22 protein-coding genes and 2 tRNA genes are annotated in these 25,752 nt (G+C 60.4%); 11 read left to right on the top strand and 13 right to left on the bottom strand.

The window, feature by feature from the left end; genetic code table 11:
- The first annotated feature begins 210 nt into the window (after positions 1 to 210).
- Positions 211 to 633 (top strand): hypothetical protein, encoded by a 423-nt coding sequence (locus AC2ISB_RS12410; RefSeq protein WP_486575257.1) that lies wholly within the window; start codon positions 211 to 213, stop codon positions 631 to 633.
- A gap of 146 nt (positions 634 to 779) precedes the next feature.
- Positions 780 to 1,730 carry a hypothetical protein gene (locus tag AC2ISB_RS12405; RefSeq protein ID WP_339108508.1) on the top strand — a complete coding sequence of 317 codons (951 nt, stop codon included), beginning with the start codon at positions 780 to 782 and terminating at the stop codon, positions 1,728 to 1,730.
- Here AC2ISB_RS12405 and radC read toward each other — a convergent pair whose 3' ends face one another.
- Positions 1,731 to 2,522 (bottom strand): RadC family protein, encoded by a 792-nt coding sequence (gene radC / locus AC2ISB_RS12400; RefSeq protein WP_406721475.1) that lies wholly within the window; start codon positions 2,520 to 2,522, stop codon positions 1,731 to 1,733.
- 131 nt (positions 2,523 to 2,653) lie between these two features.
- Between radC and AC2ISB_RS12395 the strand changes: the two genes are divergently transcribed.
- On the top strand, positions 2,654 to 3,460 hold the full coding sequence (locus AC2ISB_RS12395; protein ID WP_486575254.1) for a hypothetical protein: 807 nt from the start codon (positions 2,654 to 2,656) through the stop codon (positions 3,458 to 3,460).
- A gap of 30 nt (positions 3,461 to 3,490) precedes the next feature.
- Here AC2ISB_RS12395 and dnaJ read toward each other — a convergent pair whose 3' ends face one another.
- Complete coding sequence (dnaJ, locus tag AC2ISB_RS12390; RefSeq protein ID WP_486575252.1) at positions 3,491 to 4,651, bottom strand: molecular chaperone DnaJ; 1,161 nt, start codon at positions 4,649 to 4,651, stop codon at positions 3,491 to 3,493.
- Between the two features lie 74 nt (positions 4,652 to 4,725).
- Positions 4,726 to 6,651 (bottom strand): molecular chaperone DnaK, encoded by a 1,926-nt coding sequence (gene dnaK, locus AC2ISB_RS12385; protein ID WP_339108504.1) that lies wholly within the window; start codon positions 6,649 to 6,651, stop codon positions 4,726 to 4,728.
- Between the two features lie 153 nt (positions 6,652 to 6,804).
- On the opposite strand from dnaK, the gene AC2ISB_RS12380 reads away from it, so the two are divergent.
- Positions 6,805 to 7,548 (top strand): alpha-ketoglutarate-dependent dioxygenase AlkB family protein, encoded by a 744-nt coding sequence (locus AC2ISB_RS12380; protein ID WP_486575250.1) that lies wholly within the window; start codon positions 6,805 to 6,807, stop codon positions 7,546 to 7,548.
- Here AC2ISB_RS12380 and AC2ISB_RS12375 read toward each other — a convergent pair.
- Positions 7,518 to 8,654 carry an alkane 1-monooxygenase gene (locus tag AC2ISB_RS12375; RefSeq protein ID WP_486575248.1) on the bottom strand — a complete coding sequence of 379 codons (1,137 nt, stop codon included), beginning with the start codon at positions 8,652 to 8,654 and terminating at the stop codon, positions 7,518 to 7,520. The genes AC2ISB_RS12380 and AC2ISB_RS12375 overlap by 31 nt on opposite strands.
- A 62-nt stretch (positions 8,655 to 8,716) precedes the next feature.
- Positions 8,717 to 9,751 carry an A/G-specific adenine glycosylase gene (gene mutY, locus AC2ISB_RS12370; protein WP_486575246.1) on the bottom strand — a complete coding sequence of 345 codons (1,035 nt, stop codon included), beginning with the start codon at positions 9,749 to 9,751 and terminating at the stop codon, positions 8,717 to 8,719.
- Between the two features lie 153 nt (positions 9,752 to 9,904).
- On the opposite strand from mutY, the gene AC2ISB_RS12365 reads away from it, so the two are divergent.
- On the top strand, positions 9,905 to 10,423 hold the full coding sequence (locus AC2ISB_RS12365; RefSeq protein ID WP_339109451.1) for a DUF721 domain-containing protein: 519 nt from the start codon (positions 9,905 to 9,907) through the stop codon (positions 10,421 to 10,423).
- 3 nt (positions 10,424 to 10,426) lie between these two features.
- Entirely contained in the window at positions 10,427 to 11,101 is a 675-nt protein-coding gene (locus AC2ISB_RS12360; RefSeq protein WP_339108500.1) for a DsbA family protein, read from the top strand.
- An 83-nt stretch (positions 11,102 to 11,184) separates the two neighbouring features.
- On the opposite strand, the gene leuD is transcribed toward AC2ISB_RS12360, so the two are convergent.
- The 5 genes from leuD to AC2ISB_RS12335 all read right to left on the bottom strand — a co-directional run bounded on the left by leuD (position 11,185) and on the right by AC2ISB_RS12335 (position 17,101).
- On the bottom strand, positions 11,185 to 11,790 hold the full coding sequence (leuD, locus tag AC2ISB_RS12355; RefSeq protein WP_339108499.1) for a 3-isopropylmalate dehydratase small subunit: 606 nt from the start codon (positions 11,788 to 11,790) through the stop codon (positions 11,185 to 11,187).
- Between the two features lie 12 nt (positions 11,791 to 11,802).
- The gene (gene leuC, locus AC2ISB_RS12350; RefSeq protein WP_339108498.1) at positions 11,803 to 13,227 is read right to left on the bottom strand and encodes a 3-isopropylmalate dehydratase large subunit; all 1,425 of its coding nucleotides are present in this window, start codon (positions 13,225 to 13,227) and stop codon (positions 11,803 to 11,805) included.
- Between the two features lie 261 nt (positions 13,228 to 13,488).
- Positions 13,489 to 14,856, bottom strand: coding sequence for a hypothetical protein (locus AC2ISB_RS12345; protein ID WP_486575244.1), 1,368 nt, complete (start codon positions 14,854 to 14,856; stop codon positions 13,489 to 13,491).
- A gap of 108 nt (positions 14,857 to 14,964) precedes the next feature.
- Positions 14,965 to 16,350 carry a TolC family outer membrane protein gene (locus tag AC2ISB_RS12340; protein ID WP_406721467.1) on the bottom strand — a complete coding sequence of 462 codons (1,386 nt, stop codon included), beginning with the start codon at positions 16,348 to 16,350 and terminating at the stop codon, positions 14,965 to 14,967.
- Between the two features lie 100 nt (positions 16,351 to 16,450).
- Positions 16,451 to 17,101 carry a protein-L-isoaspartate O-methyltransferase family protein gene (locus tag AC2ISB_RS12335; RefSeq protein ID WP_339108495.1) on the bottom strand — a complete coding sequence of 217 codons (651 nt, stop codon included), beginning with the start codon at positions 17,099 to 17,101 and terminating at the stop codon, positions 16,451 to 16,453.
- A 169-nt stretch (positions 17,102 to 17,270) separates the two neighbouring features.
- Between AC2ISB_RS12335 and AC2ISB_RS12330 the strand changes: the two genes are divergently transcribed.
- Positions 17,271 to 17,344 (top strand) — tRNA-Cys (locus tag AC2ISB_RS12330).
- A gap of 67 nt (positions 17,345 to 17,411) precedes the next feature.
- Here AC2ISB_RS12330 and AC2ISB_RS12325 read toward each other — a convergent pair.
- Entirely contained in the window at positions 17,412 to 17,837 is a 426-nt protein-coding gene (locus AC2ISB_RS12325) for a tyrosine-type recombinase/integrase (RefSeq protein WP_486575241.1), read from the bottom strand.
- 83 nt (positions 17,838 to 17,920) lie between these two features.
- Here AC2ISB_RS12325 and AC2ISB_RS12320 point away from each other — a divergent pair, with 83 nt between their 5' ends.
- Entirely contained in the window at positions 17,921 to 18,706 is a 786-nt protein-coding gene (locus AC2ISB_RS12320) for a DUF6615 family protein (protein ID WP_486575240.1), read from the top strand.
- A 442-nt stretch (positions 18,707 to 19,148) separates the two neighbouring features.
- Here AC2ISB_RS12320 and AC2ISB_RS12315 read toward each other — a convergent pair whose 3' ends face one another.
- Complete coding sequence (locus AC2ISB_RS12315) at positions 19,149 to 21,938, bottom strand: bifunctional aconitate hydratase 2/2-methylisocitrate dehydratase (protein ID WP_339108493.1); 2,790 nt, start codon at positions 21,936 to 21,938, stop codon at positions 19,149 to 19,151.
- Positions 21,939 to 22,662: 724 nt separating this feature from the next.
- Between AC2ISB_RS12315 and AC2ISB_RS12310 the strand changes: the two genes are divergently transcribed.
- A complete protein-coding gene (locus AC2ISB_RS12310; RefSeq protein WP_486575237.1) occupies positions 22,663 to 23,238 on the top strand; it encodes a tyrosine-type recombinase/integrase in 576 nt (191 codons plus the stop codon).
- Positions 23,239 to 23,263: 25 nt separating this feature from the next.
- On the opposite strand, the gene AC2ISB_RS12305 is transcribed toward AC2ISB_RS12310, so the two are convergent.
- Positions 23,264 to 23,339 (bottom strand) — tRNA-Lys (locus AC2ISB_RS12305).
- 185 nt (positions 23,340 to 23,524) lie between these two features.
- Between AC2ISB_RS12305 and dapF the strand changes: the two genes are divergently transcribed.
- Together dapF and mtaB are read left to right on the top strand one after the other, a co-directional pair.
- On the top strand, positions 23,525 to 24,319 hold the full coding sequence (gene dapF / locus AC2ISB_RS12300) for a diaminopimelate epimerase (RefSeq protein ID WP_486575235.1): 795 nt from the start codon (positions 23,525 to 23,527) through the stop codon (positions 24,317 to 24,319).
- Positions 24,316 to 25,569, top strand: coding sequence for a tRNA (N(6)-L-threonylcarbamoyladenosine(37)-C(2))-methylthiotransferase MtaB (gene mtaB, locus AC2ISB_RS12295; protein ID WP_486575233.1), 1,254 nt, complete (start codon positions 24,316 to 24,318; stop codon positions 25,567 to 25,569). Before dapF ends, mtaB begins: the two co-directional genes overlap by 4 nt.
- Positions 25,570 to 25,752: the final 183 nt, after the last annotated feature.

The following is a 25,752-nucleotide window of genomic DNA, read 5'->3' as shown; positions in this document are numbered from 1 at the left end:
GCTTGCAGGCCACAGGCGCACAATCGTCTGCGGTAGGTGGATGGGGCACCGGAAGGTGCCCCTTTTGCATTCGGGGTCGCGCCGAATTGCGGCTCATCTTGGCACATACGGCCTTGTCTGGAGCACGATTTGCGACGCTTCTGCCTTGCATCATGGCTGCTTGCCGTCTGTCTTCCGATGGCCTCCGCTGCCGCTGCGCAGGCTATACGGATGGAGGTCCGGATCGAGGGCGTTTCCCCGACCCGTCCGAACCGGCTGGCGGATGTGTCGCGGAAATCCATCGATGTCGTCTTTGAAAATACGGGGGACAGAGGCGTGCGCTTTCCGTGCCCGATGATCGCGCAATATGGCCTGGATATAGTATATTCTCCCTCGGAGGATCCGGCGGACGACTGGATGCTCAATGGGCCGCCGCCAGCGGATAGCTATCCGGCCCCGACGCTGCTGCCTTCGCAACAATGTCGCTTTAGCTATCCGCTTGATGCGGACGGGATCGCCCTGTTTCTGAAGGCGACAGGACAGCAGGCGGTGGACGTGCGGCTTGCGGTCTCTCTGCCCGATCTTCCCCAAGCGGCGGGCTGGGCGGGGTTACGCCAGACAATGGCCTTTCGGGTGGTTCGCGGATCTCCCTGATGGTGGCTGTCCTGATGGGGTGGCATATTTGCCGCCTTCTGGTCTTTTGGGGCATGGTCTTGCCACATCTGTGCCTTTCAGGCCCCGCATTTCGGTTATATGTTGTTAAGCAACGACAAACGCGACGCCGTAGGGTGCAGAGCAGCATGAAACAGAAAATGCGGGAAATCTCTTTGATTTTGGCCACGGGTGTCACCGCCGTGGCCTGCAGCCAGTTCATGCAGCATGCCGATACGATTTTCGCCCAATTTGGCGTGTCGCCTGCCGATGCGGCCATTCCGCATATCGCGCGCCCTGTCAGCGAGACCCGTCTGGTCAGTGCACTTGGTGCCGCACAGTCTTTGGGGGCGGCTCCCGCGCGGGCATTGGGGGCTGATCTGCCGGTGCCCACCCTACCGCAAGATCGCCTTTATACCGCGAGCTTCACGACAGAACCTGCCCCCGCTCGGCAGGTGGCCCCGCCGCAGGGCCCCGCGCTGGAACTGGCGGAGGCCAGCGCTTGCGGCGAGCCGGTTCTGCATCTGGAGAAAGCTGAAAACGGCATGATTTCGGTGGCCTATACCGATGCCTGTCATGCCGGTGCCATTGCGACCCTGACCCAGCCCGGTCTGCAATTCGACGTGCAGCTTGATGCGCAGGGCAAATGGGGGGGGCTCGTGCCGGCGATGATTGCCAATACGCGCTTGACGGTGGCCAGCGCGGGGGGCGTGGTCTCGGAAGGGATCAACCAGCCAGACGCGGCCCAATGGAACCGTGTCGTTCTGTCATGGACGCGCCCTGTCGCATTGCATCTGAGCGCCCGCGACACGGCGACAGATGGCACACCGGAGGGTTACCTCACGCGGTTTTCCAGCGTGGAAGACGGTCAGCAGGCCGAGGTCTATTCGACCCGTCTGGATTTGGCCAAGGCCAGGCTGGCCATTGATGCGGCCCTGACCAAAGAGAGCTGTGATCAGGATCTGGAGGGCAATATCGCATGGTCCGATCAAAGCAAGCTGCATCCGATGATGCCGGTGACCTTGATGATGCCCGAATGTGACCAGCTTGGCGGGGCGGTGGTGATGGATCTGCCGAACCTTGCCGAGGTCGGGCCCTGATCACAGATACCCTTCCGCGCGGAAACTGAGTTCACGGCTTTTGCCGATGATCAGGTGGTCATGCAGCACAAGCCCCAGAACACCCGCCGCACGGTTGATCTGGTCCGTCATGGTCAGGTCTGCCTCTGACGGGGTTGGATCGCCGGAGGGATGGTTATGCACCAGAATCAGCGCCGAGGCATTCAGCTCCAATGCGCGTTTCACCACCTCGCGCGGATAGACCGGCACATGGTCCACCGTGCCGCGCGACTGTTCCTCATCCGCGATCAGGGTGTTTTTCCGGTCCAGATACAGCACGCGAAACTGTTCGGTCTCGCGATGGGCCATTGCGGTGTGGCAGTAATCCAGCAGGGCATCCCAAGAGGACAGCACCGGCTGATGCATGACACGGGCACGGGCCAGACGATGGGCGGCGGCCTCCACAACCTTCAACTCGATGATGACCGCTTCGCCCACCCCTTCGATTTCGGCCAGACGTGACGGCGGCGCGGCCAGCACCCGCCCGAAGTCACCAAAAGCCTGCATCAGGCGGTGGGCGAGCGGCTTGACATCCTGTCGCGGGATGGCGCGAAACAGCACCAGTTCCAGCATTTCATAATCGGGCAGGGCCTGTGCCCCGCCCTCCATGAAGCGGGTTCTCAGCCGCTTGCGATGGTCCTTGATATAAGATGGCAAGCGCACCGGATTCTGCCGCGCAGGCGCGCAACCGACGGGGCGCGCGGGCACCGCTTCATCGGGATGACCGAAAAGCGGCAGAGGGGCTTCGTGAAAGGCGTTCGGTGGCTGTGTCATGCCGCAAGATTGCCTTGGCTTGGTGAAGAAAGGCTTAACCTGTTAGCCATGTTCATCATCGACCTAAGGGCAGTTACACATTCTTCACGAGAATAAGGAAGGATAATAGTCGGGGTGCAAGGAAGGGTAAGATGATCGGGATCTATTCTGGGACGGGAACCCGGATTCGGGGCTATCAAAGCCAGTCCGGGCGGGTGCAGGACGTGGCGGTGGTGACGCTTTCCAAATCTTCGCCACAGGGGCCGCAGATCTCGGTTGTGGAGTCAAAGCTTCCGCGTCCGATGACCGCCTCCGAGATGGAGTTGGATCTTCTGTCCAATCTGCGCAGCCGCCTCCAGTCAGAAATCTCTTCGGCGCAGGCCCTGCTGCAAGGGGATACACAGGCTGACCTCACGCTGGACGCCCAGCATGTCTGGAACAAAGGGGGCGCCGAGGCATTGGCGGCCTATGTCGGTACGCTGGAACAGGCCGATACACTTCTAGGAAAGCAGCAGGATTTCCGGCAGGCCATGTTTGGTGCCGAGACCGAGGCCGAGACCCAGAGCCTGATTGATCAGGCGCTCGGGGATCGGGCAGAGCAGATGCTGGATGCGCAGCAAAGCAAGGCCGACTGGGGGCGCCAGCGGGCCCTGTTGCGGCTGTTTGCCATGACGGGGCAGGATAGCGAGGCGGCGATGGCCTTCCTTGAGAAGGGCAAGGCGCTTGCACGGGCCGGTCAGAAAGCGGCTCTTGTCGCTGATATGAAAGAGCAGATCGCCAGCGGCGAATTGAATGTCTCGGTCTCGACCGAAACGGCATGGGCACATGAGGCCGTCGGCATCGAACGTGTCACCGAGCGCAATCAGATTTCGATGGTCTATTCCAAGACATATTACCAGTCGGCTTCGGCCTTCGCCCTTTCCGCCGGATTTTCGGGAAGCTATTCCCGCAGCCTATGAAAAAAGCCGCCCCTGAGGGCGGCTTTTGTCTTATCCGGTCATCCCGTCCCAGAAGCTCTTGACCTTCCGGAAGAACGACGCCCCTTGCGGGTTGTTCTCGGCCTCGATCTTCTCGAACTCGCGCAGCAGCTCTTTCTGGCGGGGTGTCAGGTTGACGGGTGTTTCCACCGCCAGCTCGATCAGCATGTCGCCAACCGCCCCCCCGCGCAAAGCGGGCATGCCTTTGGCGCGCAGACGCATCTGGCGGCCCGACTGGCTGCCTGCGGGAATTTTGACCCGCGAGCGACCGCCGTCAATGGTTGGCACTTCAACCTCTCCTCCCAGCGCGGCACTGGCCATAGAAACCGGAACGCGGCAGAAAAGCGATGTCCCGTCGCGCTGGAACAGATCATGTTCCTTGACCTCGATAAAGATATAGAGGTCGCCTGACGGACCGCCGCGCAGACCTGCCTCGCCTTCGCCAGCCAGACGGATGCGCGTGCCGGTTTCCACCCCGGCCGGAATATTGACCGAAAGCGTGCGGTCTTTCTCGATCCGGCCTGCACCGTGGCATTTGCGGCAGGGGTTTTTTACCACCTGACCTTGGCCACCACAGGTGGGGCAGGTGCGTTCTACGGTGAAGAAACCGTTCTGCGCCCGAACCTTACCCATGCCACCACAGGTGGGACAGGTTTGCGGCTCCGCGCCGCCCTCAGCGCCCGTGCCATGACAGCTGTCACAGGTCTCGGACCCCGGAACGTTGATCTGCTTCTGGGCGCCCTTGAAGGCCTCCTCCAGCGTCACGCGCAGGTTATAGCGCAGATCCGAGCCACGGGTTGCGCGCGAACGCCCGCCACCCCCGGCGCGGCCACCGCCACCGCCCATGAAATCGCCGAACAGATCTTCGAACACATCCGAGAAGGCCGAAGCGAAATCGCCCTGCTGGCCATAGCCCGCACCGGGGCGACCGCCGCCACCCATGCCGCCTTCGAAGGCGGCATGACCATACCGGTCATAAGCCGCTTTCTTTTCGGGATCTTTCAGAACGTCATGTGCCTCGTTCACTTCTTTGAACAGGGATTCGGCGTTCGGATTGTCTTTATTACGGTCGGGGTGAAGCTCTTTCGCTTTAGCGCGATAGGCCTTCTTGATCTCCTCGGCCGAGGCACCTTTCTGGATGCCCAGAACCTCGTAGAAATCCTTTTTTGCCATTCTCTAGCTCCCTTCGGGGAACGTGAAAACGGGCCCGCCCTAACAGCGGGCCCGTCCACATTGTTCCAAGCCGATCAGTTGCGCTTACGATCTTCGCCGAGATCTTCGAAGTCCGCGTCAACGATATCGTCATCGTTCGGGGAGCGGCTATCATCGGCCTCTTCAGCGTCTTCTTCGGCTGCGGCTTTCTCCTGCTCGGCCTTATAGATGGCCTCGCCGAGTTTCATTGCCGCATCCTGCAGGTTGGCGATTGCGCCCTTGATCTTGGCACCATCATCCGACTTGAGAGCCTCTTCCAGCGCATTGGCTGCCAGCTCGATGACTTCGACGGTCGAGCCATCAACCTTGTCGCCGTGGTCTTCAAGCGATTTGCGGGTCGAGTGCAGCAGGCTTTCGCCCTGGTTGGTTGCTTCGACCAGCTCCTTGCGCTTTTTATCCGACTCGGCGTTTTCTTCCGCGTCGCGCACCATGCGATCGATATCCTCATCGGACAGGCCGCCCGAAGCTTGGATGGTGATCTTCTGCTCTTTGTTCGTGCCTTTGTCTTTGGCCGAAACAGAGACGATGCCGTTGGCGTCGATGTCGAAGGTCACTTCGATCTGCGGCATGCCGCGCGGTGCCGGCGGGATGTCTTCCAGATTGAACTGGCCGAGCATCTTGTTGTCGGCAGCCATCTCGCGTTCCCCTTGGAACACGCGGATGGTCACGGCATTCTGGTTGTCTTCCGCAGTCGAGAAGATCTGCGACTTCTTGGTCGGGATCGTGGTGTTGCGGTCGATCAGGCGGGTGAAGACACCACCCAGCGTTTCGATACCCAAGCTGAGCGGCGTCACGTCCAGCAGGACCACGTCTTTCACGTCGCCTTGCAGCACACCGGCCTGAATGGCCGCGCCAAGCGCCACAACCTCGTCGGGGTTCACGCCTTTATGGGGCTCTTTCCCGAAGAACTTGGTCACTTCTTCCACGACTTTCGGCATACGGGTCATACCGCCGACCAGAACGACCTCGTCGATCTCGTCCTTGGAGACGCCCGCATCCTTCAGGGCCGCCTGACAGGGCTTGAGCGAGTTCTTGATCAGATCGCCCACAAGGCTTTCCAGCTTCGAGCGGGTCAGCTTCATGACCATGTGCAGCGGCGTGCCGGTTTTCGCATCCATCGAGATGAACGGCTGGTTGATCTCGGTCGACTGGCTGGACGACAGTTCGATCTTCGCTTTTTCAGCCGCTTCTTTCAGACGCTGCAGCGCCATCTTGTCTTTGGTCAGGTCAACGCCGTGCTCTTTCTTGAACTCGTCGGCGAGGAAGTTGACGATGCGCATATCGAAGTCTTCACCCCCAAGGAACGTGTCCCCGTTGGTCGATTTCACTTCGAACAGACCGTCATCGATTTCCAGAATGGTGATATCGAAGGTCCCACCACCAAGGTCATAAACCGCGATGGTCTTGCTGTCTTTCTTGTCCAGACCATAGGCCAGAGCGGCGGCGGTCGGCTCGTTGATGATGCGCAGCACTTCCAGACCGGCGATTTTGCCGGCGTCCTTGGTTGCCTGACGTTGCGCGTCGTTGAAATAGGCCGGAACGGTGATGACGGCCTGCGTCACTTCCTCGCCCAGATACGATTCAGCGGTCTCTTTCATCTTCTGCAGGGTCACGGCCGAAACCTGTGCGGGGGAGTATTTCTCGCCCTTCACTTCGACCCATGCGTCGCCATTGCCACCGTCAACGATGGAATAGGGCACCAGATCCTTGTCTTTTTGCACTTCGGCGTCGGTGGTGCGACGGCCGATCAGACGCTTGACAGCAAAGATCGTGTTGGTGGGGTTGGTCACGGCTTGGCGCTTTGCCGGCTGGCCGACCAGACGTTCGTCGTCGGTATAGGCCACGATCGACGGCGTGGTGCGTGCGCCTTCCGAGTTTTCAATAACTTTCGGTTGCGAACCATCCATGATGGCAACGCAGGAGTTGGTGGTCCCGAGGTCAATCCCGATGACTTTACCCATATCAATACCTCTTCTTTTGGCGATGTCGGGAAACAGGTCCATAAGGCCCCCGCCTCCCATCCCAGGGTTTGCAGTTTTGCTGTCCGAGTGCCTTGCCCGAGCGGGTCGCCGGGGCTCTGCAATCGGCTTCGGAAGGTATATAAGGAGGGCAAAATGCTGCTGCAAGGTTTCCAGATGCCGGAAGATGACAAGAATCGAACAGATTTTTCGAACCCGCCCGCAAATGAGGCAGATGCTGTGGGCCATACCTGTCCGGCCCCCCGTATCTTGCGTGGCTTTCGGGTCTATGAAGGATGGTTGAGCGCGCAGGAACAGGTCGGTCTGGTCGCGGATCTGCGCGATATCCTGCGTGAGGCGCCACTTTTCTCACCGCGAACGCCTTCGGGCGCGACAATGTCGGTGCGGATGACCTCGGCGGGGCAGTGGGGCTGGATGAGCGATTTGCAGGGTTATCGCTATGCTCCGCGCCACCCACAGGGCAGCGACTGGCCGCCGATCCCCCCCGTTCTGACCGCGCTTTGGGCAGAACTGGTGCCGCAGGCCCGTCCACCCGAGACCTGCCTTCTCAATTACTACGGGCCGGAGGCAAAGATGGGCATGCATCAGGACCGCGACGAGGGCGACCTGAGCCAGCCGGTGGTCTCGGTGTCACTGGGCGACGAGGCGCTGTTCCGCATCGGCAACCTCGAGCGCGGCGGCAGGACCGAAAGCCTGTGGCTCCGCTCGGGCGATGTGGTGGTGATGGAGGGCGCGGCCCGCCTGCGCTATCACGGCGTGGACCGGATTGCGGCGGGCACCAGTCTGCTTCTGAAACAGCCCGGGCGGATCAATCTGACGATGCGGGTCGTGACGCCGCACCGTGCGGTTCAGGAACGCGGTTTGGGAAACAGCGCCTGATTATAGGGCGACCAATCCTCGATATCGGGATAGAATTGCGCCCGCCACGCCCGCACGCGGGGGTTCATCCGTCGCCGCCACAAAGGCGGGATCATCGCCAGCGTCGTCATTGCCGGATAGCCCAAGGGCAGTTGCGGGGCCTCGGATTTCGCATAGGTCTGCAACAGCGGAAAGCGGCGGCTGGGTTTGTAATGGTGGTCCGAATGGCGCTGCAGGTTGATCAGCAGCCAGTTCGAGGCGAAATGCGCCGCGTTCCAGCTGTGATGGGGCTTCACATGCTCATAGCGACCTTCGCCCAGATAGCGCCGCGTCAGCCCGTAATGCTCGATGTAATTGGTCAGTTCCAGCTGCCAGATGGCGAAAACCGCCTGTAGGACAAACAGCACCACACCAAACAGCCCGCCCACCAGGAAGGCCAGCAAAAGCGCCACCAGTTGCAACCCCGCATAGCGCCAGAACGGATTGCTCTGGTGCCAGTGCGGGCGGCCCGCGCGGTCAAGCTTATGGCATTCCGCTTCCAGCGCCGAACGGGGGCAGTCGCGCAGCACCCGCAGGAAGTAGCGGTGGAACCCCTCGTTATAGCGCGCGGTCACTGCATCGCGGGGCGTGCCCACCCAAAGGTGATGGACCAGCAGATGCTCGCTGCGGAAATGCGAATACAGCACCGAGGCCAGCAGCAGATCGGCCAGCCAGCGCTCTACACGATCTTTCTGGTGCATCAGCTCATGGGCATAAACCATACCGATGGTTCCCGAGATCACGCCCACCCCGAAAAACAGCGCCACGATCTCGAACAGGTTCAACCCGCTGCCATGAGTGACCCACCAGATCATGCCATAGATCACGCAGAGCTGGATCGGCAGCCATGCCATCGTGATGGCGCGATACCAGATCAGGTCTTCTTCGGGGGTGTCGACATCGGGCTGGTCCGGATTCTTGCCCAGAATCTTGTCGAGGAAGGTCACCAGCCACCACGCATAAAGCGGCAGAAGGATAAGGCTCCAGCCGCCGAACGCGGCCTCGATCAGGACCAGAGGGACCGTGCCTAAGGACAGCCAGAAGGGCAGGGCGCGCTGGGGTTGGCGCAACTCTTCGCGTGTGGACATATCGGGCCTCCGGTTTTGGCGCCAGCATAGCGGCCTTTGGCGAAGGCGCAATCCGCCCGCATTCAGGCGGGCTGCGCGGCCTCCCAGACCTTGCGCATCAGCGTGGGCAGGGCATCGGGCGAGAAGGCGTTATTGCCGGTCATCCCGTCCACATGCCCCAGCCCCCTATGAACGGTGAGGATCAGATGGAAATGGGTAAAGGTGTGGCGCACCTCTGTGGCGGCCTCCTGCCAGTCGGTCTCCAGAGGCGGGGCAAAAGCGGGGCGCTCTTCGGCCCAGTCGCTTGTCGGAAAGCCCAGCGTTCCCCCCAGAAGCCCGCGGTCGGGGCGGCGCTCCACCAGCACCTCGCCCGCCGGACCGATCAGCACATAGGCATGACCGCGCCGCGTGGGTTTGACCTTTTTCGGAGCCTTGACGGGCAGGCTTGCCGCGATCCCCTGTGCATGGGCCTCGCAGTGCGCCTCCAGCGGACAAAGCGCACAGACAGGATTGCGCGGCGTGCAGAGGGTCGCGCCCAGATCCATCATGGCCTGAGCGTGATCCCCCGGACGGTCCTGCGGGGTAATCTGCCCCGCCAGCCGCGCAATTTCGGGACGGGTGCCGGGCAGAGGGTCGGTCAGGGCAAAGAGGCGCGAGACCACACGTTCCACATTGCCATCCACCACCGTGGCAGGTGCGTCAAAGGCGATGGAGGCAATCGCTGCCGCCGTATAGGGGCCAATTCCGGGTAATGCCTGCAATTCCTGCGCGGTTCGGGGAAACTGCCCGCCCAGATCAAAGGCTACGACCCTTGCGCATTTCAACAGGTTGCGCGCGCGGGCATAATAGCCAAGCCCCGCCCAAGCGGCCATGACATCGGCATCCTCGGCCTGCGCGAGATCGGTGACTGTGGGCCAGCGCGTGGTGAAATCGCGGAAGTAGTTGCGCACGGCGGCCACGGTGGTCTGTTGCAGCATGACCTCGGAAAGCCAGACCCGATAGGGCGCGGTCCGCAGCCCCTTTGCATGATCTTCCGGCCCCGTGCGCCATGGCAGAACGCGGGCATTTCGGTCATACCATGCCAGCAGGGCGGGGCTGATGTCGGCTACGTCACGCAATATTTATGCTCTCTTATCGGCAAGTGGTTGGTATCGGGCCTCGGAGTGCCTAAAATAACCATTGAACACGAGTAATGACAGATGGCCGCAAAGAAAACGACGACCAGCGAGACAGGGAAGGACAAGCGGGGCAAAGGCACCGGCTACAGCCCCATGGCCTCTCGCAGGATGCGTGGTTTCGAGGCGGCTTCGGGCCTGCTGAAAGACCGTATCCGCTCGGTCGGAGAGACACGCGGCTTTGCGGTGACGCGACTGCTGACCCATTGGTCCGAGATCGTGGGCGAAGAGATTGCCGCGCAATGCCGCCCCGTGAAGATTGGCTATGCCCGCGACGGGATGGGGGCGACCCTGACACTTCTGACGCTGGGAGCGGCAGGACCCATGATGCAGATGCAGATCCCGCGTATCCGCGAGAAGGTGAATGCCTGCTATGGGTATAACGCCATTTCCCGCGTGACCCTGACCCAGACGGCCCCTACGGGGTTTGCCGACGGGCAGGCGCAATTTACCGCCGCGCCGAAAAAGCGCCCCGAACCCACCCCCGAAATCCGCGCGCAGGCGCAGGCCACCGCCGCCGATTGCCGTGATCCGGATCTGAAATCCGCGCTGGAGATGCTGGCGCAGAATGTATTGATGAAGTCCGCAAAGCGGTCTGACCAGAAGAAAGGTTAACTAATGAACAGACGTTCCTTCCTGCTCGGGATTTCCGGTGCCGCCGTTGTGGCTGCACTGGGGGGATGGATCAGCAGCCGTGGCGAGAGCCTGATGACCGGCTTTGCAACGCCTGCTTCGGCAGAAGACGCCAAGCCCGATGCGACGGTTGAAACCCTGCCCGACATTCCGATCGGGTCGGCGGATGCGCCTGTGACGATCATCGAATATGCGTCGTTCACCTGTCCGCACTGCGCGCATTGGCACGAGACCTCTTGGGCGAACCTCAAGAAAGAGTATATCGATACTGGCAAGGTGCGCTTTATCATGCGCGAGGTCTATTTCGATAAATTCGGCCTTTGGGCGGGGCTTCTGGCCCAATGCGGCGGCGACATGAAATATTATTCGGTCGCGGATATGATCTTTGATGGCCAGCAGGACTGGATCGGTGACGGCCAGCAGGCAACGATCGCGGCCAATCTACGCAAGCTGGGTCTGAAAGCGGGCTTCTCGAAAGAACAGATCGAAACCTGCCTGAATGACCAGAACCGCGCCCGCCAGATGGTGGCGACGTTCCAGAAAAACGCGAATGCCGACGCAATTGACGGCACGCCGACCTTTATCATCAACGGCAAGAAATATTCCAATATGGCTTGGGATAAGTTCAAAGAGGCCGTGGACGAAGCTCTCAAGGGCTAAGCCTTTACGGCAGATACAAAAAGGGCCGCTCGGTGGAGCGGCCCTTTTCTTATCGGTGTCGGCCTGTCGTCAGGCTCGCGAAATCAGACCCACGGGCGCGACTGTGCGGCCTTGGCCTCGAAGCTGTCGATCGCCGCCGCCTTGTTCAGCGTCAGACCGATATCGTCCAGACCTTCCAGCAGGCAGTGCTTCTTGAAAGGGTCCACGTCGAATTTGACGATAGTGCCTTCCGAGGTCGAGATTTCCTGGGCTTCCAGATCAACGGTCATCCGCGCGTTGGCGCCTTTTTCCGCGTCTTTCATCAGTAGATCGACCTGCTCTTGCGGCAGGACAATCGGCAGCATCCCGTTTTTGAACGAGTTGTTGAAGAAGATGTCGGCGAAGGAGGTCGAGATGACCACCTTGATGCCGAAATCCGCCAGCGCCCAGGGCGCATGCTCGCGCGAGGAGCCGCAGCCGAAGTTATCGCCCGCGATCAGGATCTGGCTTTCGCGGTAAGCCGGCTTGTTGAGAACGAAATCGGGGTTCTCGCTGCCGTCGCGGTTATAGCGCATCTCGTCGAAGGCATGCACGCCAAGGCCGGTGCGCTTGATCGTCTTCAGGAAGCCCTTGGGGATGATCATATCGGTGTCGATATTGACCAGCGGCATGGGGGCGGCGATACCGGTGAATTTTTCGAACTTTTCCATTCTCGTCGCTCCTTATGCGTCCGCCAGGTCCATGAACTTGCGCACATCGGTCAGTTTACCGGTGACGGCAGCACAGGCAGCCATCGCGGGGCTCAGCAGGTGGGTGCGGCCCTTATAGCCCTGACGACCCTCAAAGTTGCGGTTCGAGGTCGAGGCACAGCGCTCGCCCTCGGCCAGCTGGTCGGGGTTCATTGCCAGACACATCGAGCAGCCCGCCATACGCCATTCCATGCCGGCATCGAGGAAGATCTTGTCCAGACCTTCTTCCTCGGCCTGCGCACGGACCAGACCGGAACCGGGCACGACCATGGCGCGCACGCCATCAGCGATCTTGCGGCCTTTCAGGACTTCGGCCGCGGCGCGGAGGTCTTCGATACGGCCATTGGTGCAGGAGCCGATAAAGACGACGTCAATCGCGATATCTTCGAGCTTGGTGCCGGGTTCAAGGCCCATATAGTCCAGCGAGCGACGCGCCGCTTCGACCTTGCCGCCCTTGAAATCTTCGGGGGCAGGGACCACGCCCGAGATCGGCAGAACGTCTTCGGGCGAGGTGCCCCAAGTTACGACCGGCTCGATATCTTCGCCTTTCAGCGTCACGACCTTGTCGAAATGCGCGCCCTCATCGGTGAAGAGCGTTTTCCACCAGTTCAGAGCAGCCTCGAATTGCGCGCCTTTGGGCGCATGCGGGCGGCCTTTGACATACTCGAAGGTGGTCTCGTCGGGGGCGATCAGACCCGCGCGCGCACCGCCTTCGATGGCCATGTTGCACACGGTCATACGGCCTTCCATCGACAGGTTGCGGATTGCTTCGCCGCAATATTCGATGACATGGCCGGTGCCGCCGCCGGTGCCGGTGGCGCCGATGACCGCAAGGGTGATGTCCTTGGCGGTCACGCCCGGCTTCAGCTTGCCGGTGATTTCCACCTTCATGTTCTTGGATTTTTTCTGGATCAGCGTCTGCGTCGCCAGAACATGTTCCACTTCCGAGGTGCCGATCCCATGCGCCAGCGCGCCGAACGCCCCATGGGTCGCGGTGTGGCTATCGCCGCAGACAACGGTCATGCCCGGCAGGGTCCAGCCGTTTTCGGGGCCGACGATATGCACGATGCCCTGACGGACATCCGACACCGGATAGTAGTTCACGCCAAAGTCCTTGGCGTTTTTATCCAGTGCTTCCAGCTGGATGCGCGATTCTTCGTTGCTGATCACACCCGAGGCGCGGTCCGTCGTGGTCGGCACGTTATGGTCCGGCACGGCAATGGTCTTTTCCGGCGCGCGCACTTGGCGGCCTGCCATACGCAGGCCTTCAAACGCTTGCGGGCTGGTCACTTCGTGAACAAGGTGGCGGTCGATATACAGCAGGCAGGTGCCGTCTTCGTCTTCGGACACAACATGGGCGTCCCAGATCTTGTCATAGAGGGTCTTCGGAGCAGACATGGCTCTCACTTTCATAGGGATAGCTGTGGAATTACTCAGGTACATTCGGGCATGCCACAAGGGCGCCCGAAAGGACGCCGCATCAAAGTCGTGCGAGGACCGAGCGGCTTTCGCCGTAGAAGCGTTCGCGCAGGCGAATACGTTCCGTGATGTCAAAAATCCGAGTCATGCCTTGCCTATACTCTCCTGTCCCGAGTGTCGCAAGGAAATCTCGGGGCAGAAGTGTTGACGTAACTCATCCTGACGGTGCGATCGGGCGGTTCAATCAAACTCGCGCGCAATCAGCGCACGGTTGATTTCCTGCCGGACGAGGCGGCGGACCTTGCGGGTGATCTGTTCCCCCAACGCGCCCTGCAGTTCGGCGCGGATCATGCGGCCCACCATCTGGCGCAGGGCCTCTTCGTCAAAGACTGCCGCGGCATCACCTCCCGCAGGCTGTGTCAGGACGGGACGGGCCTCTTCGGTCGGGGTGATCTCTCCCTCGGGGGTGTGCAGATGCAGGCGGCGGGTCGCCTCGTGCAGAACGGCCATTTCCGCCGTTTCGGAGATGGTGTCACTCAGGGCTTCTGCGGCGGCCTCAAGCTCTGGCGGAAGCTCTTCTGCCGGAGGCCAGTCTGCATCTTCCCGATCCGCGTCATGAGGGGCGGTCCAGGCGGTCTCTGCCAGATCCGGATCTTCCGGCAGGGGGGCTTCGACAGCAGCAGATGCGTGGAGATTCTCCTCTGCCGGATCGCAGTCGGGAACACGTTCCGGATCGATGCCGCTTTCTGTGCTCGGGGCCATGACAGGTTCTGGCATGGCCGCTGGCACGTCCGCATGGTCTTCGATGCAGGCAGAATATGTCTCGGCCTCGGCACCCGTCTCGGTGGCGAAGGAGGGGTGGCACGTCTGCGCGGCAACGGGGGCATCCTCAACGGAGGCGTCCTCAGCAGGTTCTGGCGCGTCCTCTCCGGTGTCGAACGCGTCGAAATGCATCGAGGGCAGGGGGGCTGCGGCCTCTTCCTCGGGGTGACCGAAGGCCGTCAAGGCACCGGAAAGCGGGGCGGCATCGCCCTCGTCAGGCTCGAAATCGCCCTGATCCGATGCCGATGCCGGTGTCACGGGCATCGTCGGCATTGCCGGTTCGGGGGCGCGCATATGCGGCTCCAGTTGCAGCACGTCCAAAGCCGCATCCGTGGCTTCATCGATTGTGGTGTCAAACGGCATGTCCTGCGGCTCCACCGCGTCGCGTGTGCCGGGGGCGGCATGATGCACGGCTTCCCAATCCTGATCGAGGCTGGCCTCATCGGGAGAGGTCGCATGGGAAGACAGAGCGAAGCCAGCCTCTTCCGCGCTTTCGATCGCATCGAATTCGGCGCTATCCGGTGCAGGCGACGCGAAGGGAGACACATGGTCAAATGTCTCTTCGGCTATCGGCGCGTCCGGCAGCGGGGCTGGATCAATGGCACCAAGAGAAGGCGTTTCATCTTCGACGCGGTCGGACTGAGTCAGAAGCAGCGCCTCTTCCGGCGCTGTGAGGGGGGCGACGGGCGTGGGGGCACTGCGCGGCGGAATGGGGTCTTGCGCGACAAGGCGGCGAATGGAGGACAGAACATCCTCGATTTCGATCTTTTTCTCGGGCTCGGCCATTATGTCTCCAATCCGGCAGGCGACCCGGATAGAAACTGCGCCACCCGGATCCGTACATTCACACTAAGGCGGGCCCGGTGGCGGGCCCGCGGAACGGTGGTGGCGCCTTTACTGCTTGCCGATGGCCCGAAGGACCTTGTCAAGCTTTTCGCCCCGGATGCTGGTCAGCGGCGCATTATGCACAGCGTTGTAATATGCGGCCGGATCATAGGTCGGGATCCCCAGCTTCAGGTTTTCCACCGTTAGCAAACCCATATTAGATAATAGTTGATAATACGCTACCTGCAAATCGGCCTCGGCGGTAATCCGGTTGGCACGCGCGTCCAGAAGGTCCTGTTCCGCATCGAGAACGTCCAGCGTGGTGCGGGCCCCGAGCGTGGCTTCTTCCTTGACGCCGTCATAGGCCACCTGTGCGGCACGGATCTGTTCGTCATAGGCGCGGATCTGGGCGCGATAGACGTCGATCGAGGCATAGGATGTCAGCACGGCCTGCACCACATCAACGGCCTCCTGACGCAATTCGGCACGGGAGGAGTCGCGGCTGGCCACGGCCTGACGATAGGCCGAATCCAGCGTGCCGCCGGAATAGATCGTCTGGGTCATGCCGATGCTCGCCGCTTGCCCGACATAGCCGCCCTCGTCATTGGACAGCGAGACCGAACCGGTGATTTCCGGCAGCTTCTCGGCTTTGGCCGATTTGACCGCAATCTCCGACATGGCGACAGAATGCTGCAGGGATTTGATGGCGGGATGGTTGCGCTGTGCCGTGCTGGAGGCCTCGTCCCGCGATTTCGGCAGGTTGGGCGCAGGCGGCAAAGGCGCAAGCTTGCCCGGATAATGGCCGGTCGAGGCCTTATAGGATTCGCGGGCCGTCTCGAGCGAGCCTTGCGCACTGACCAGCGAGGCCCGTGCCGAGGCCAGCTGCGCCTCGGCCAGCGACACGTCGGTGCGGGTCACTTCGCCCACGTCGAACCGGTCATTGGTGGCATTCAGCTCTTCTTGCAGCACGCGCACCGAGTTCTGGTTGATGGCAACCTGCTCCTGCGCACTCTTCACGTCGGAATAGGCCTGAACTGTTGCAAGAAGCACCTGCTGTTCGATCGAACGCAGGGTTTCGCGCGTGGCCAGAACCGCTTCCTTCTGCGAGCTGATCGTCAACCGGTTGCGACCGAAATCGAACAGCGTGATCGAGGCGCTCAGGGCAGTCGTGGCCGAGGACCCCTCGCTGGTGACATCCCGTCCCGTCAGCGACGATACGCCTTCGGATTTGGTCCAGCCATAGCTGGCGGTCCATTGCACAACAGGGCGCAGCGCCGCGACGGCCTGCGCTACCCCTTCATCGGCGGCCCGTAGCGTGGCACGGTTTTGTTCGAGGAGGTTCGAGGTCTTGTAGGCAGAGATCATTGCATCCGCGAGCGTTTCCGCCTGTGCCGTGACCGATCCTGCAACCATGAAGCCCGTAATGCCTGTCGCCAGAAGAAGTGATTTCAACATCGTGCCCGCCATGCCTTTGTCATGTTATGAGCCCGGCCTGACGGCATGGGCTGTCTTTATATTTATAAACGGCCTGTTCAGCGCCCGTAGCGGGGTCGCATTAAAGGCTGAAGCGCGAAACCTGCCGGAAGCCGCTCAGAACAGGGGCTGCGGCATTGAACGCATCGCGCCAGTTGACGACCCCATCGGTTTTGATGCCGATACGTGCGATGCCCAGATTGTTTTCCATGAAAACGGTCCCGATGCGCCCGCCTTCTTTCAGCGACTCGAGGATGGTGTCGGGCACTTCTTCGACAGCCCCTTCAATCATGATCACGTCGAAAGGCCCGTGCTGCGGTGCGCCCTGCGGCAGGGCATTATGCACGACCGCAATATTGTCGACTTCCGCTTGACCAAGGGTCAGTTCGGCCTGTTTTGCCAGCGGGTCTTCCTCTACCGCGACAACGGCTTCGGCCAGATGTGCGATGATCGCCGAAGAGTAGCCAAGACCACATCCCAGATCGAGAACGAGGTCATTCGAGCGGATGTTCAGGGCGTCAAGCAGCTTGGCGAAGATGCGCGGCTCCAACAGGACCCGGTCCGGCGCGATCTCGAGATTTTCGCCCAGATAGGCAAGTTCCCGCAGGGAATCAGGAACATAGGTCTCCCGCGGGACATTCAGCATAGCCTCGATGATGGGAAATTTCGTCACATCATTCGGCCGGACCTGAGTGTCCACCATGACCACGCGGCGCGTTTCGAAGTCCTGCATTTTGCTAAACTCTTCAGTCTGGAATGTTACGGCATTACTTGCATAGAAAGCCATTCGGGGCAAGTTGAGCCTTGGCGTGACGCAAAGAAGTAAAAATCAATGCTGCTTGGGCGTCACACCCTCTTGCGCGAGGCCGCACAATCCGTTAGATCCCCACTACCACATGGCTGGCGAGTTGGCGGAGTGGTGACGCAGCGGATTGCAAATCCGTGTACACCGGTTCGATTCCGGTACTCGCCTCCAATATTTTCAAGCACTTGTGTCACCCTGCTTGTCTCCTTCTTGAAAATTGAAACAGCCGTTGAAACTTTCACGTTCCGGCCCTGTTCTGTTCCATCTTGTTTCTGGCTTCTTGCGCCCGCGTCGCCAACTCGCGCTGACGTACCTTCCCGCCGTATTTTTTCAGCATCTCGACACCTGAGTGCCCCGTGACCGCTTTGACCATCTCGTCGTCGCAGCCTGCACGGTAGAGTTCGATGGTAGCGTTCTTGCGCAGCCCGTGAGTAACGTACTTTGACGCCTCGGGGTGCTGCATCTTGCCTTTGACCTTGCGCATCTCTTCGGCCATCCGTTCACGACAAACTTCATTGTGGCTCATGTAGCCTAAAACACGATCCACAAGCATTCTTGCGATCAATCCATGATCCACAAACTGAAGCCCACCAACACAAGTCGCTAAATCGCAATGAAACACCTTAAGTCTATATTCCAGCCCAACGTTTCCACCATCAATCATTTGTATCGCGCTTCACCCCCCTGTCGCGCGTCCAGAGAGCTGCATGCGAATGATGTGGAGAAACAGGGCCGGGAGTTCATCTGATGACAAAACCGAGCGCAGGTATGCGGCCCTACCTAAGATCGTTAGCTGGTTGGGCTTGGAACCGCCAAAACGACGCGAAGAAGCATGGCCTCTCCCTGCAAGAGGAAACCCTGACCGAAATGCTCTTGCTAAGGCTGGCCAAGGAATGCGGCCCGCTCGGGCTCCATGTGAAAATGTTTACGCGGCCACAAGAGAAGCGGAACGGTGCGGACTGGGAGTGGTTTGTAAGGGGCTCCGGCTGTGCTGTCGGGTATCGAGTTCAGGCAAAACGACTGTACTCTTCAGGGGCGCTAAAGGGGCAGTACGGCGGATACAATCCCACCGGAACTCAAACTGACAAACTGATAAAAATGGCGGGTACAAGCTGTGTCCCGCTGTATGTCTTCTATAATCATTCCAGTTCGTCTGTGTTCGATGGAAGAGGCGCCGTTGGTTTCAGAGGGCCTAGCTTCTGGGGCTGCTCATACGCGAATGCAAAATCCGTCAAAGCGGTGAACAGCCGCAAGCCTTCCGATCTGATCAAAGTGATGCATCCTTGGCATGAGCTTTTCGATTTCTGCACAAAGCCCATGATCACGACCTCCGCTCTCTGGTCTGGCAAAGGAGCCATGAGAATTGAGGATACAGGCAGCTCGCCCTTGTCTCCCGACAGCAGGAAGGAACCGGAGTGGCTTAACCTTTTGGATCAGGCCGTCGGCATGGACGATTACCTTGGTGCGAAAGAACTTGCTGGTGTCGCCTATATCGACGCGTCCACCGCCGATCTCGATTGGAGTGCAGACTAGATGTTCCAAATTGACCGCTCTGCCAACCGTCTTCGTAAACTTGAGCGTACCACCTTCTCGGAGGTTGGCTTCCGCGAGAGGGAACACCTACAAGAATGGCTGGCCTCGATGCCGGAATCCGATGGTAGCGGCCCTGAACGCGCACATACCAGCGGCCGCTGGGGTGCCGCCAAAGGAACTTCTTCTTCACCAATCGACGTCCTCCAGCCCCTGCACGGCTTTGCCCGAGACAAAGGCCGAAAGCTCCTCAACGCTCCAGCGTGTCAGGCCCGACGCCAGCTCTCGCCCACGCGGGACACTGCCATGAGGGCATGGGCAATTTGGTTCGCGGTGGCACTCGGCCTCATCGTGTAGAATGGCTGTCTTGCCGTTGTAGCGCATCAAAAAAGGGCGAGACTTTTGTCTCGCCCTTTTGGTATTTCTAGGCCTCTTGGCCGAAAGCTTAGAAGTGGACCGACTTCGTATCAGCCGGTTTTTCCAGCGGCGGAGCGAATTTGGTCAGGTCGATGCCCTCGACGGCTTTCTTGTATTCGTCAAGGCTCGGGGTGCGGCCAAGGATGGCCGACAGAACCACGACGGGGGTCGAGGCCAGCAGCGACTCGCCTTTCTTCTCGGCGGTGTCTTCCACAACGCGGCCTTGGAACAGGCGGGTCGAGGTCGCCAGAACGGTGTCACCTTTCGCGGCTTTCTCCTGGTTGCCCATGCAGAGGTTACAGCCGGGGCGCTCGAGATACATGATGTTCTCGTACTCTTTGCGCGCCTGCGATTTCGGGAAGAGATCGTCGAACTCGAAGCCCGAGTATTTCTGCAGGATGTCCCAGTCACCTTCGGCTTTCAGCTCGTCGATGATGTTATAGGTCGGTGCAGCCACAACCAGAGGCGCTTTGAATTCGACCTTGCCGGCCTCTTTCTCGAGGTTCTTCAGCATCTGGGCCACGATCTTCATGTCGCCTTTGTGCACCATGCAGGAGCCGACAAAGCCCAGATCCACCTTCTTGTCGCCGCCGTAGTAAGACACGGGGCGGATGGTGTCATGGGTGTAGCGACGCGAGACATCGGCGTTATTCACATCGGGGTCCGCGATCATCGGCTCGTCGATCAGGTCCAGATCCACGACGACCTCTGCGAAATATTTCGCATTGGCATCGGGTTTCAGCGCGGGCTTCTCGCCCGATTTGATCTCGGCGATCCGCTTGTCGGCTTTGTCGATCAGGCCTTGCAGGGTCTTGGCTTCGTTATCCATGCCCTTGTCGATCATCACCTGGATACGCGATTTCGCCAGTTCCAGCGACCCGATCAGCACGTCATCATTCGAGATACAGATCGAGGCTTTCGCCTTCATCTCTGCGGTCCAGTCGGTGAAGGTGAAGGCTTGGTCGGCCAGAAGGGTGCCGATATGCACTTCGATGATGCGGCCTTGGAAGACGTTATCGCCGAATTGCTGGAGCATCTGCGCTTGGGTCGCGTGAACCACATCGCGGAAGTCCATATAGTCCTTCATCTGGCCCTTGAAGGTCACCTTGACCGATTCAGGGATCGGCATGGTGGCTTCACCGGTGGCCAGTGCCAGAGCAACGGTGCCCGAGTCCGCACCGAAGGCCACGCCTTTGGACATACGGGTGTGGCTGTCGCCGCCGACGATGATATCCCAGTCGCTGACGGTGATGTCGTTCAGCACCTTGTGGATAACGTCGGTCATGGCGTGGTATTCGCCTTTGGGGTCACGCGCGGTGACAACGCCGAAGTTGTTCATGAAGGACATGAGCTTCGGAATATTGGCTTGCGCTTTCTTGTCCCAGACCGAGGCGGTGTGGCAGCCCGACTGATAGGCGCCATCCACGGTGGGCGAGATCACGGTCGCGGCCATGGATTCCAGCTCTTGCGCGGTCATCAGGCCGGTGGTGTCTTGCGAGCCAACGATATTGACCTTCACGCGCACGTCCGAACCGGCATGCAGGGTCTTGCCCTTTTCCACACCCACGGCATTGGCATTGAAGATTTTTTCCACAGCCGTCAGGCCCTGACCCTCGATCGAGACCTCTTTCGAAGGCGCGAAGACCGGCGCTGCCTCAACGCCCAGCGTTTCCGCCGCGAACGTTTGCAGTTTCTTCCCGAAGACCACAGCATAAGAGCTGCCTGCCTTCATGAATTCGACCTTCGACGGCGTGAAGGCCGAGGCGACATCCGCCAGAACCTGACCGTCTTCGCTCAGCAGCTTCTTCGCTTTGGTGTCGATTTTCAGCACGGTGCCGGTGGCGACAGAATACTTCTGTTCCAGAACGGGGTTGCCTTCTTCATTCAGAACCGGCTTGCCATCGGCATCGACCTTCTTGACCCAGTTTTTCAGGTCCAGACCGATCCCGCCGGTCACGCCAACGGTGGTCAGGAAGATCGGCGAGATGCCGTTGGTGCCCGCAACAACCGGCGCATAGTTCACGAAGGGAACATAGGGCGAGGTCGGCTTGCCGGTCCAGAGCGCCACGTTATTGACGCCCGACATACGCGAGGAGCCCACACCCATGGTGCCTTTTTCCGCGATCAGCATGACGCGCTTGTCGGGGTGCTGGGCTTTCAGCGCCTCGATTTCTTTCTGGGCCTCTTCCGAGATCATGCATTTGCCGTGCAGCTCGCGGTCCGAGCGCGAGTGCGCCTGATTGCCCGGCGACAGAAGGTCGGTCGAGATATCGCCTTCGGCGGCGATATAGGTGACCAGTTTCACCTCGTCTTCCACATCGGGAAGCTTGGTGAAGAATTCGGCCTTGGCATAGCTTTCCAGCACATCCTTGGCGACGGTATTGCCCGCCTTATAGGCATCGGCCAGACGCGCCATATCGGCATCATACAGGAAGACCTGCGTTTTCAGGACTTCGCCCGCTTTGGCGGCAATCGCTGCATCCTCGCCAAGCGCGAGATCCAGCAGCACTTCCATCGACGGGCCGCCCTTCATATGCGACAGCAGTTCGAAAGCGAAATCGGGGGTGATCTCGGCAACAACGGCCTCGCCCAGAATGATTTCCTTCAGGAACTTCGCCTTCACGCCCGCCGCCGAAGTCGTGCCCGGCAGGGTGTTGTAGATGAAGAACTTCAGCGAATCCTCGCGATAGGCGTTGCCTTCGTCTTTGATCTGCTCGATCAGCTCTGCCACCAGCGCGCCATCATCGATGGGCTTGGGGTGCAGGCCTTCGCCCTTACGGGTTTCGATCTCGGTTAGGTAGTCTGTGTACAAGCTCATGACGGTCCCTAGATGTCGCTATCGTTTCACGCTTGCACGCCGGCCGCCAAACACCCGCCGAGTCGCCACAAGCCTTTAGTATGCCGATGTATACCAAGCGCATTGCAGTTACAAGACAGCAGTTCCCGCGATTTGCGCTTGGCGTCGAGGGGGGGGGATGTGTCGGCCACATACTACTGCAAATAGGCGGTACCGCCGCCTTGGATACTCGGCTGGGTCCGAAGCGGGAGAGGCTTTCCCGTGCAGAATGGCGCGCGCAAGGCGGCTGCGGAGCAGGATGCGCTGCTGCTGCGAGAGATGGAAGATCGCGTCTCGGCCCTGGCCATCCATGAGGAAGAGCTCTCAGCCACGGAGGAGGAGATCACCGTCCGTCTAGCGGAGTAGCTGGAACAAGCCGCCATCCTGGACGCAGAGGCAGAGTCGAAGCGGCAGAGTGCATTGACCGAAAGCAACGAGTTGATCGAGGCGGCCCGCCGCGATCGGGAGGCGGCGGTGGCCAGGTTGGTTACCGCAGAGGCGGAGGCACGAAGGCTGGAAAGCCGTGCCCGAAAGAAGGCCGAGGAAGATACTGCCGTGGCCGACGCCTGCAGCGGCCAATAAGCTTCGCAAGAGGCTAATCCAGCTTCTAGACTATGCGATCGCCTTGGAATGGCGAGCGGACAATCCAGCGCGCGCTACGAAGCCCTACAAGGTCGCTACGGAGGGCTTCCACACCTGGACCGAGATGGAGATCGCAAAATTCATCCAGACGCATCCTGAGGGCACTGAGGCGCACAAGGTGATGACGCTGATGGTGTACACTGGGGCGGCCCGCGTTGACGCTGTGCGGTTTGGGCCGTGGAACATCGAGGAGGGGCGGTTTCAGTATCGTCGTCAGAAGACGAAAAAGACGAATGGGCGTCTCATCTCAATTCCCCTTCATCCGGACCTTGTTGAGGTTCTGGCCAAGCTGCCTTCCGATCGCCCTTATATTTCTACGAGACAGGGTGCTGCGCGCACACCAGCGGGCCTCGGGAATCTCATGCAGCGTTGGACACGGGAGGCAAATTTGCCAGCGTGCTCTTCGCATGGCCTTCGGAAGGCCTGCGCGCGAAGACTTGCAGAGGCCGGGGCGACCACAAATCAGATCGCAGTCGTAACAGGCCACAAGACCTTAGCTCTTGTGCAGCACTATACAGCTGCGGCAGAACGCGAAGGGTTGGCTGATTCAGCGTTTGATAAGCTGACTTCGCGCACCAATGGAATTACAAACATGACGAACCGCTCTGATAGGTTCGTCGCAAATACCCGCAACCCATGAAATGGAAAGGATATTTTATGGAAAGTGGTGAGCCGTGCAGGATTCGAACCTGCGACCCACTGATTAAAAGTCAGTTGCTCTACCAACTGAGCTAACGGCCCACTTTCTTTCGTTTCCAACCGGTTCGCTGTGTGCTTCCCTGCTGGTGTGGGCGCCTTCTACGGCTCTGTGCGGGGGGCGTCAACAGCGAAATTCAAAAAAAATGAGATCTCTGGAAAAAAGTTTTCGGGGGGCGTATATCGCGCTCATGAAAAACGCGTCTTTACCCCTGTCTGGATTGGCCTTCATGAAAATGCATGGCCTTGGAAACGATTTCGTCGTGATTGACGCCCGTGACGGGGTCGATCCGGTGACACCTGCTTTGGCCGAGGCCTTGGCAGACCGGCACCGTGGTGTCGGTTTCGATCAGCTCGCTTTGATCGGCCCCTCGCAAGAGGCCGATTTCCATCTGAAATTCTACAATTCGGATGGCTCGCTTTCGGGGGCGTGTGGCAATGCCTCGCGCTGTGTCTCGGACTGGATGATGGGTCAGCTTGGCAAGGACCATGTGCGCTTCACCACCGATCGTGGCCAGCTTGAGGCGAAGCGCGCCGCGAATGGGATGGTCTCGGTCAATATGGGGGCGCCGATTCTGGAGGCGCGTATGATTCCCTTTACGGGCGATCCAAAGGCGACGGGAATCGATGGTGATCCGGTGGCCGTGGGCATGGGCAACCCGCATTGCATCTTCTTTGTCGAGGATGCCGAGAAGGTCGCGCTGGAAAGCTGGGGCGCCGAGATCGAGCATCACCCGTCCTTCCCCGAGCGCACCAATGTCGAGTTTGCCTCTGTCACGGCCCCCGATCATCTGCGCATGCGGGTGTGGGAGCGTGGCGCGGGCGTGACGCTGGCTTGTGGCTCTGGCACCTGCGCGACCGCCGTGGCGGCGCATCTGCGCGGCCTCACGGGGCGGCGGGTGACGGTGGATGTGGACGGCGGTCGGCTTGAGATCGACTGGCGCGAGGATGGCGTCTGGATGACCGGCCCCACGGCCTTTGTGTTCCGCGCGGAACTGACCTCTGATTTTCTGGGTGCCCTATGAAACCGCCTGTCTTTGCCACGCTTGGTTGCCGTCTGAACGCTTATGAAAGCGAGGCGATGAAGGAACTCGCCGCCGCCGCTGGCGTCGAGGGGGCTGTTGTGGTGAATACCTGCGCGGTGACGGCAGAGGCCGTGCGCAAGGCCAAGCAGGAGATCCGCCGATTGGCCCGCGAGAACCCCGATGCGCCGATCATCGTGACCGGCTGCGCCGCGCAGACCGAACCCGAGACTTTTGCGGGCATGGCCGAGGTCACCAAGGTGATCGGCAACCACGAGAAGATGCTGCCCGAGACCTGGGCGCAGATGCGCGTCCCCAATCTGATTGGCGAGACCGAGAAGGTTCAGGTGGATGACATCATGTCGGTCAAAGAGACCGCAGGCCATCTGATTGACGGTTTTGGCCGCCACCGCGCCTATGTGCAGGTGCAGAACGGCTGTGACCACCGCTGCACCTTCTGCATCATCCCCTATGGCCGTGGCAATTCGCGCTCGGTTCCGGCGGGGGTGGTGGTCGAGCAGATCAAGCGTCTGCGCGACCGTGGCTTCAACGAGGTGGTGCTGACCGGCGTCGATCTGACCTCTTGGGGGGCGGATCTGCCGGGCGAGCCGCGCTTGGGGGATCTGGTGATGCGTATCCTCAAGCTGGTGCCGGATCTGCCGCGCCTGCGGATTTCCTCGATTGATTCCATCGAGGCCGATGAAAACCTGATGCTGGCCATCGCGACCGAGCCGCGCCTGATGCCGCATCTTCACCTGTCCTTGCAGGCGGGCGATGACATGGTGCTCAAGCGGATGAAGCGGCGCCACCTGCGCGATGATGCCATCGCGTTCTGCGAAGAGGCGCGCAAGCTGCGGCCCGGGATCGTCTTTGGGGCCGATATCATTGCGGGTTTCCCGACCGAGACCGAAGAGATGTTCCAGAACTCGCTGAAACTGGTGGATGAGTGCGGGCTGACCTTCCTGCATGTCTTCCCCTATTCGGCGCGCAAGGGCACGCCTGCCGCGCGTATGCCTGCGGTGAATGGCAAGGCCATCAAGGACCGTGCCCGCCGTCTGCGCGAGGCCGGAGACCGTGCGCTAGAGGGGCATCTACAGGCGCAGGTGGGGCGCGAGCTGGTGATCCTGACCGAAGGGCCGCAGGCAGGCCGCACCGAGACCTTCACCGAGGTGCATTTCGACACAGACCAGCCCGAAGGCACGATCCTGACGGCGAAAATCCGTGGTCACGACGGAAAACGCCTGCTGGTCTGACCGCGACGCCGCGCCAGAAAGGCCCCACGCGGTCAAGAAAGCGTGTTTTTCCGTAGCCATAGCTCGGGCGGCCCTCAGCCTGCATTGCCTCCGGCATGCGCTATCGCTAGGGTCGCCTAGACATCAGAGAGGACATATCCATGCCGTTTCGATTGACGCCGGTTTGCGCGTTGGCCCTTTCAT

It is taken from the genome of Thioclava sp. NS-SX20, from assembly GCF_057380695.1.
The sequence above is the reverse complement of the archived record's forward strand: the minus strand, read 5'-3'. Positions and strand labels throughout refer to the sequence as shown.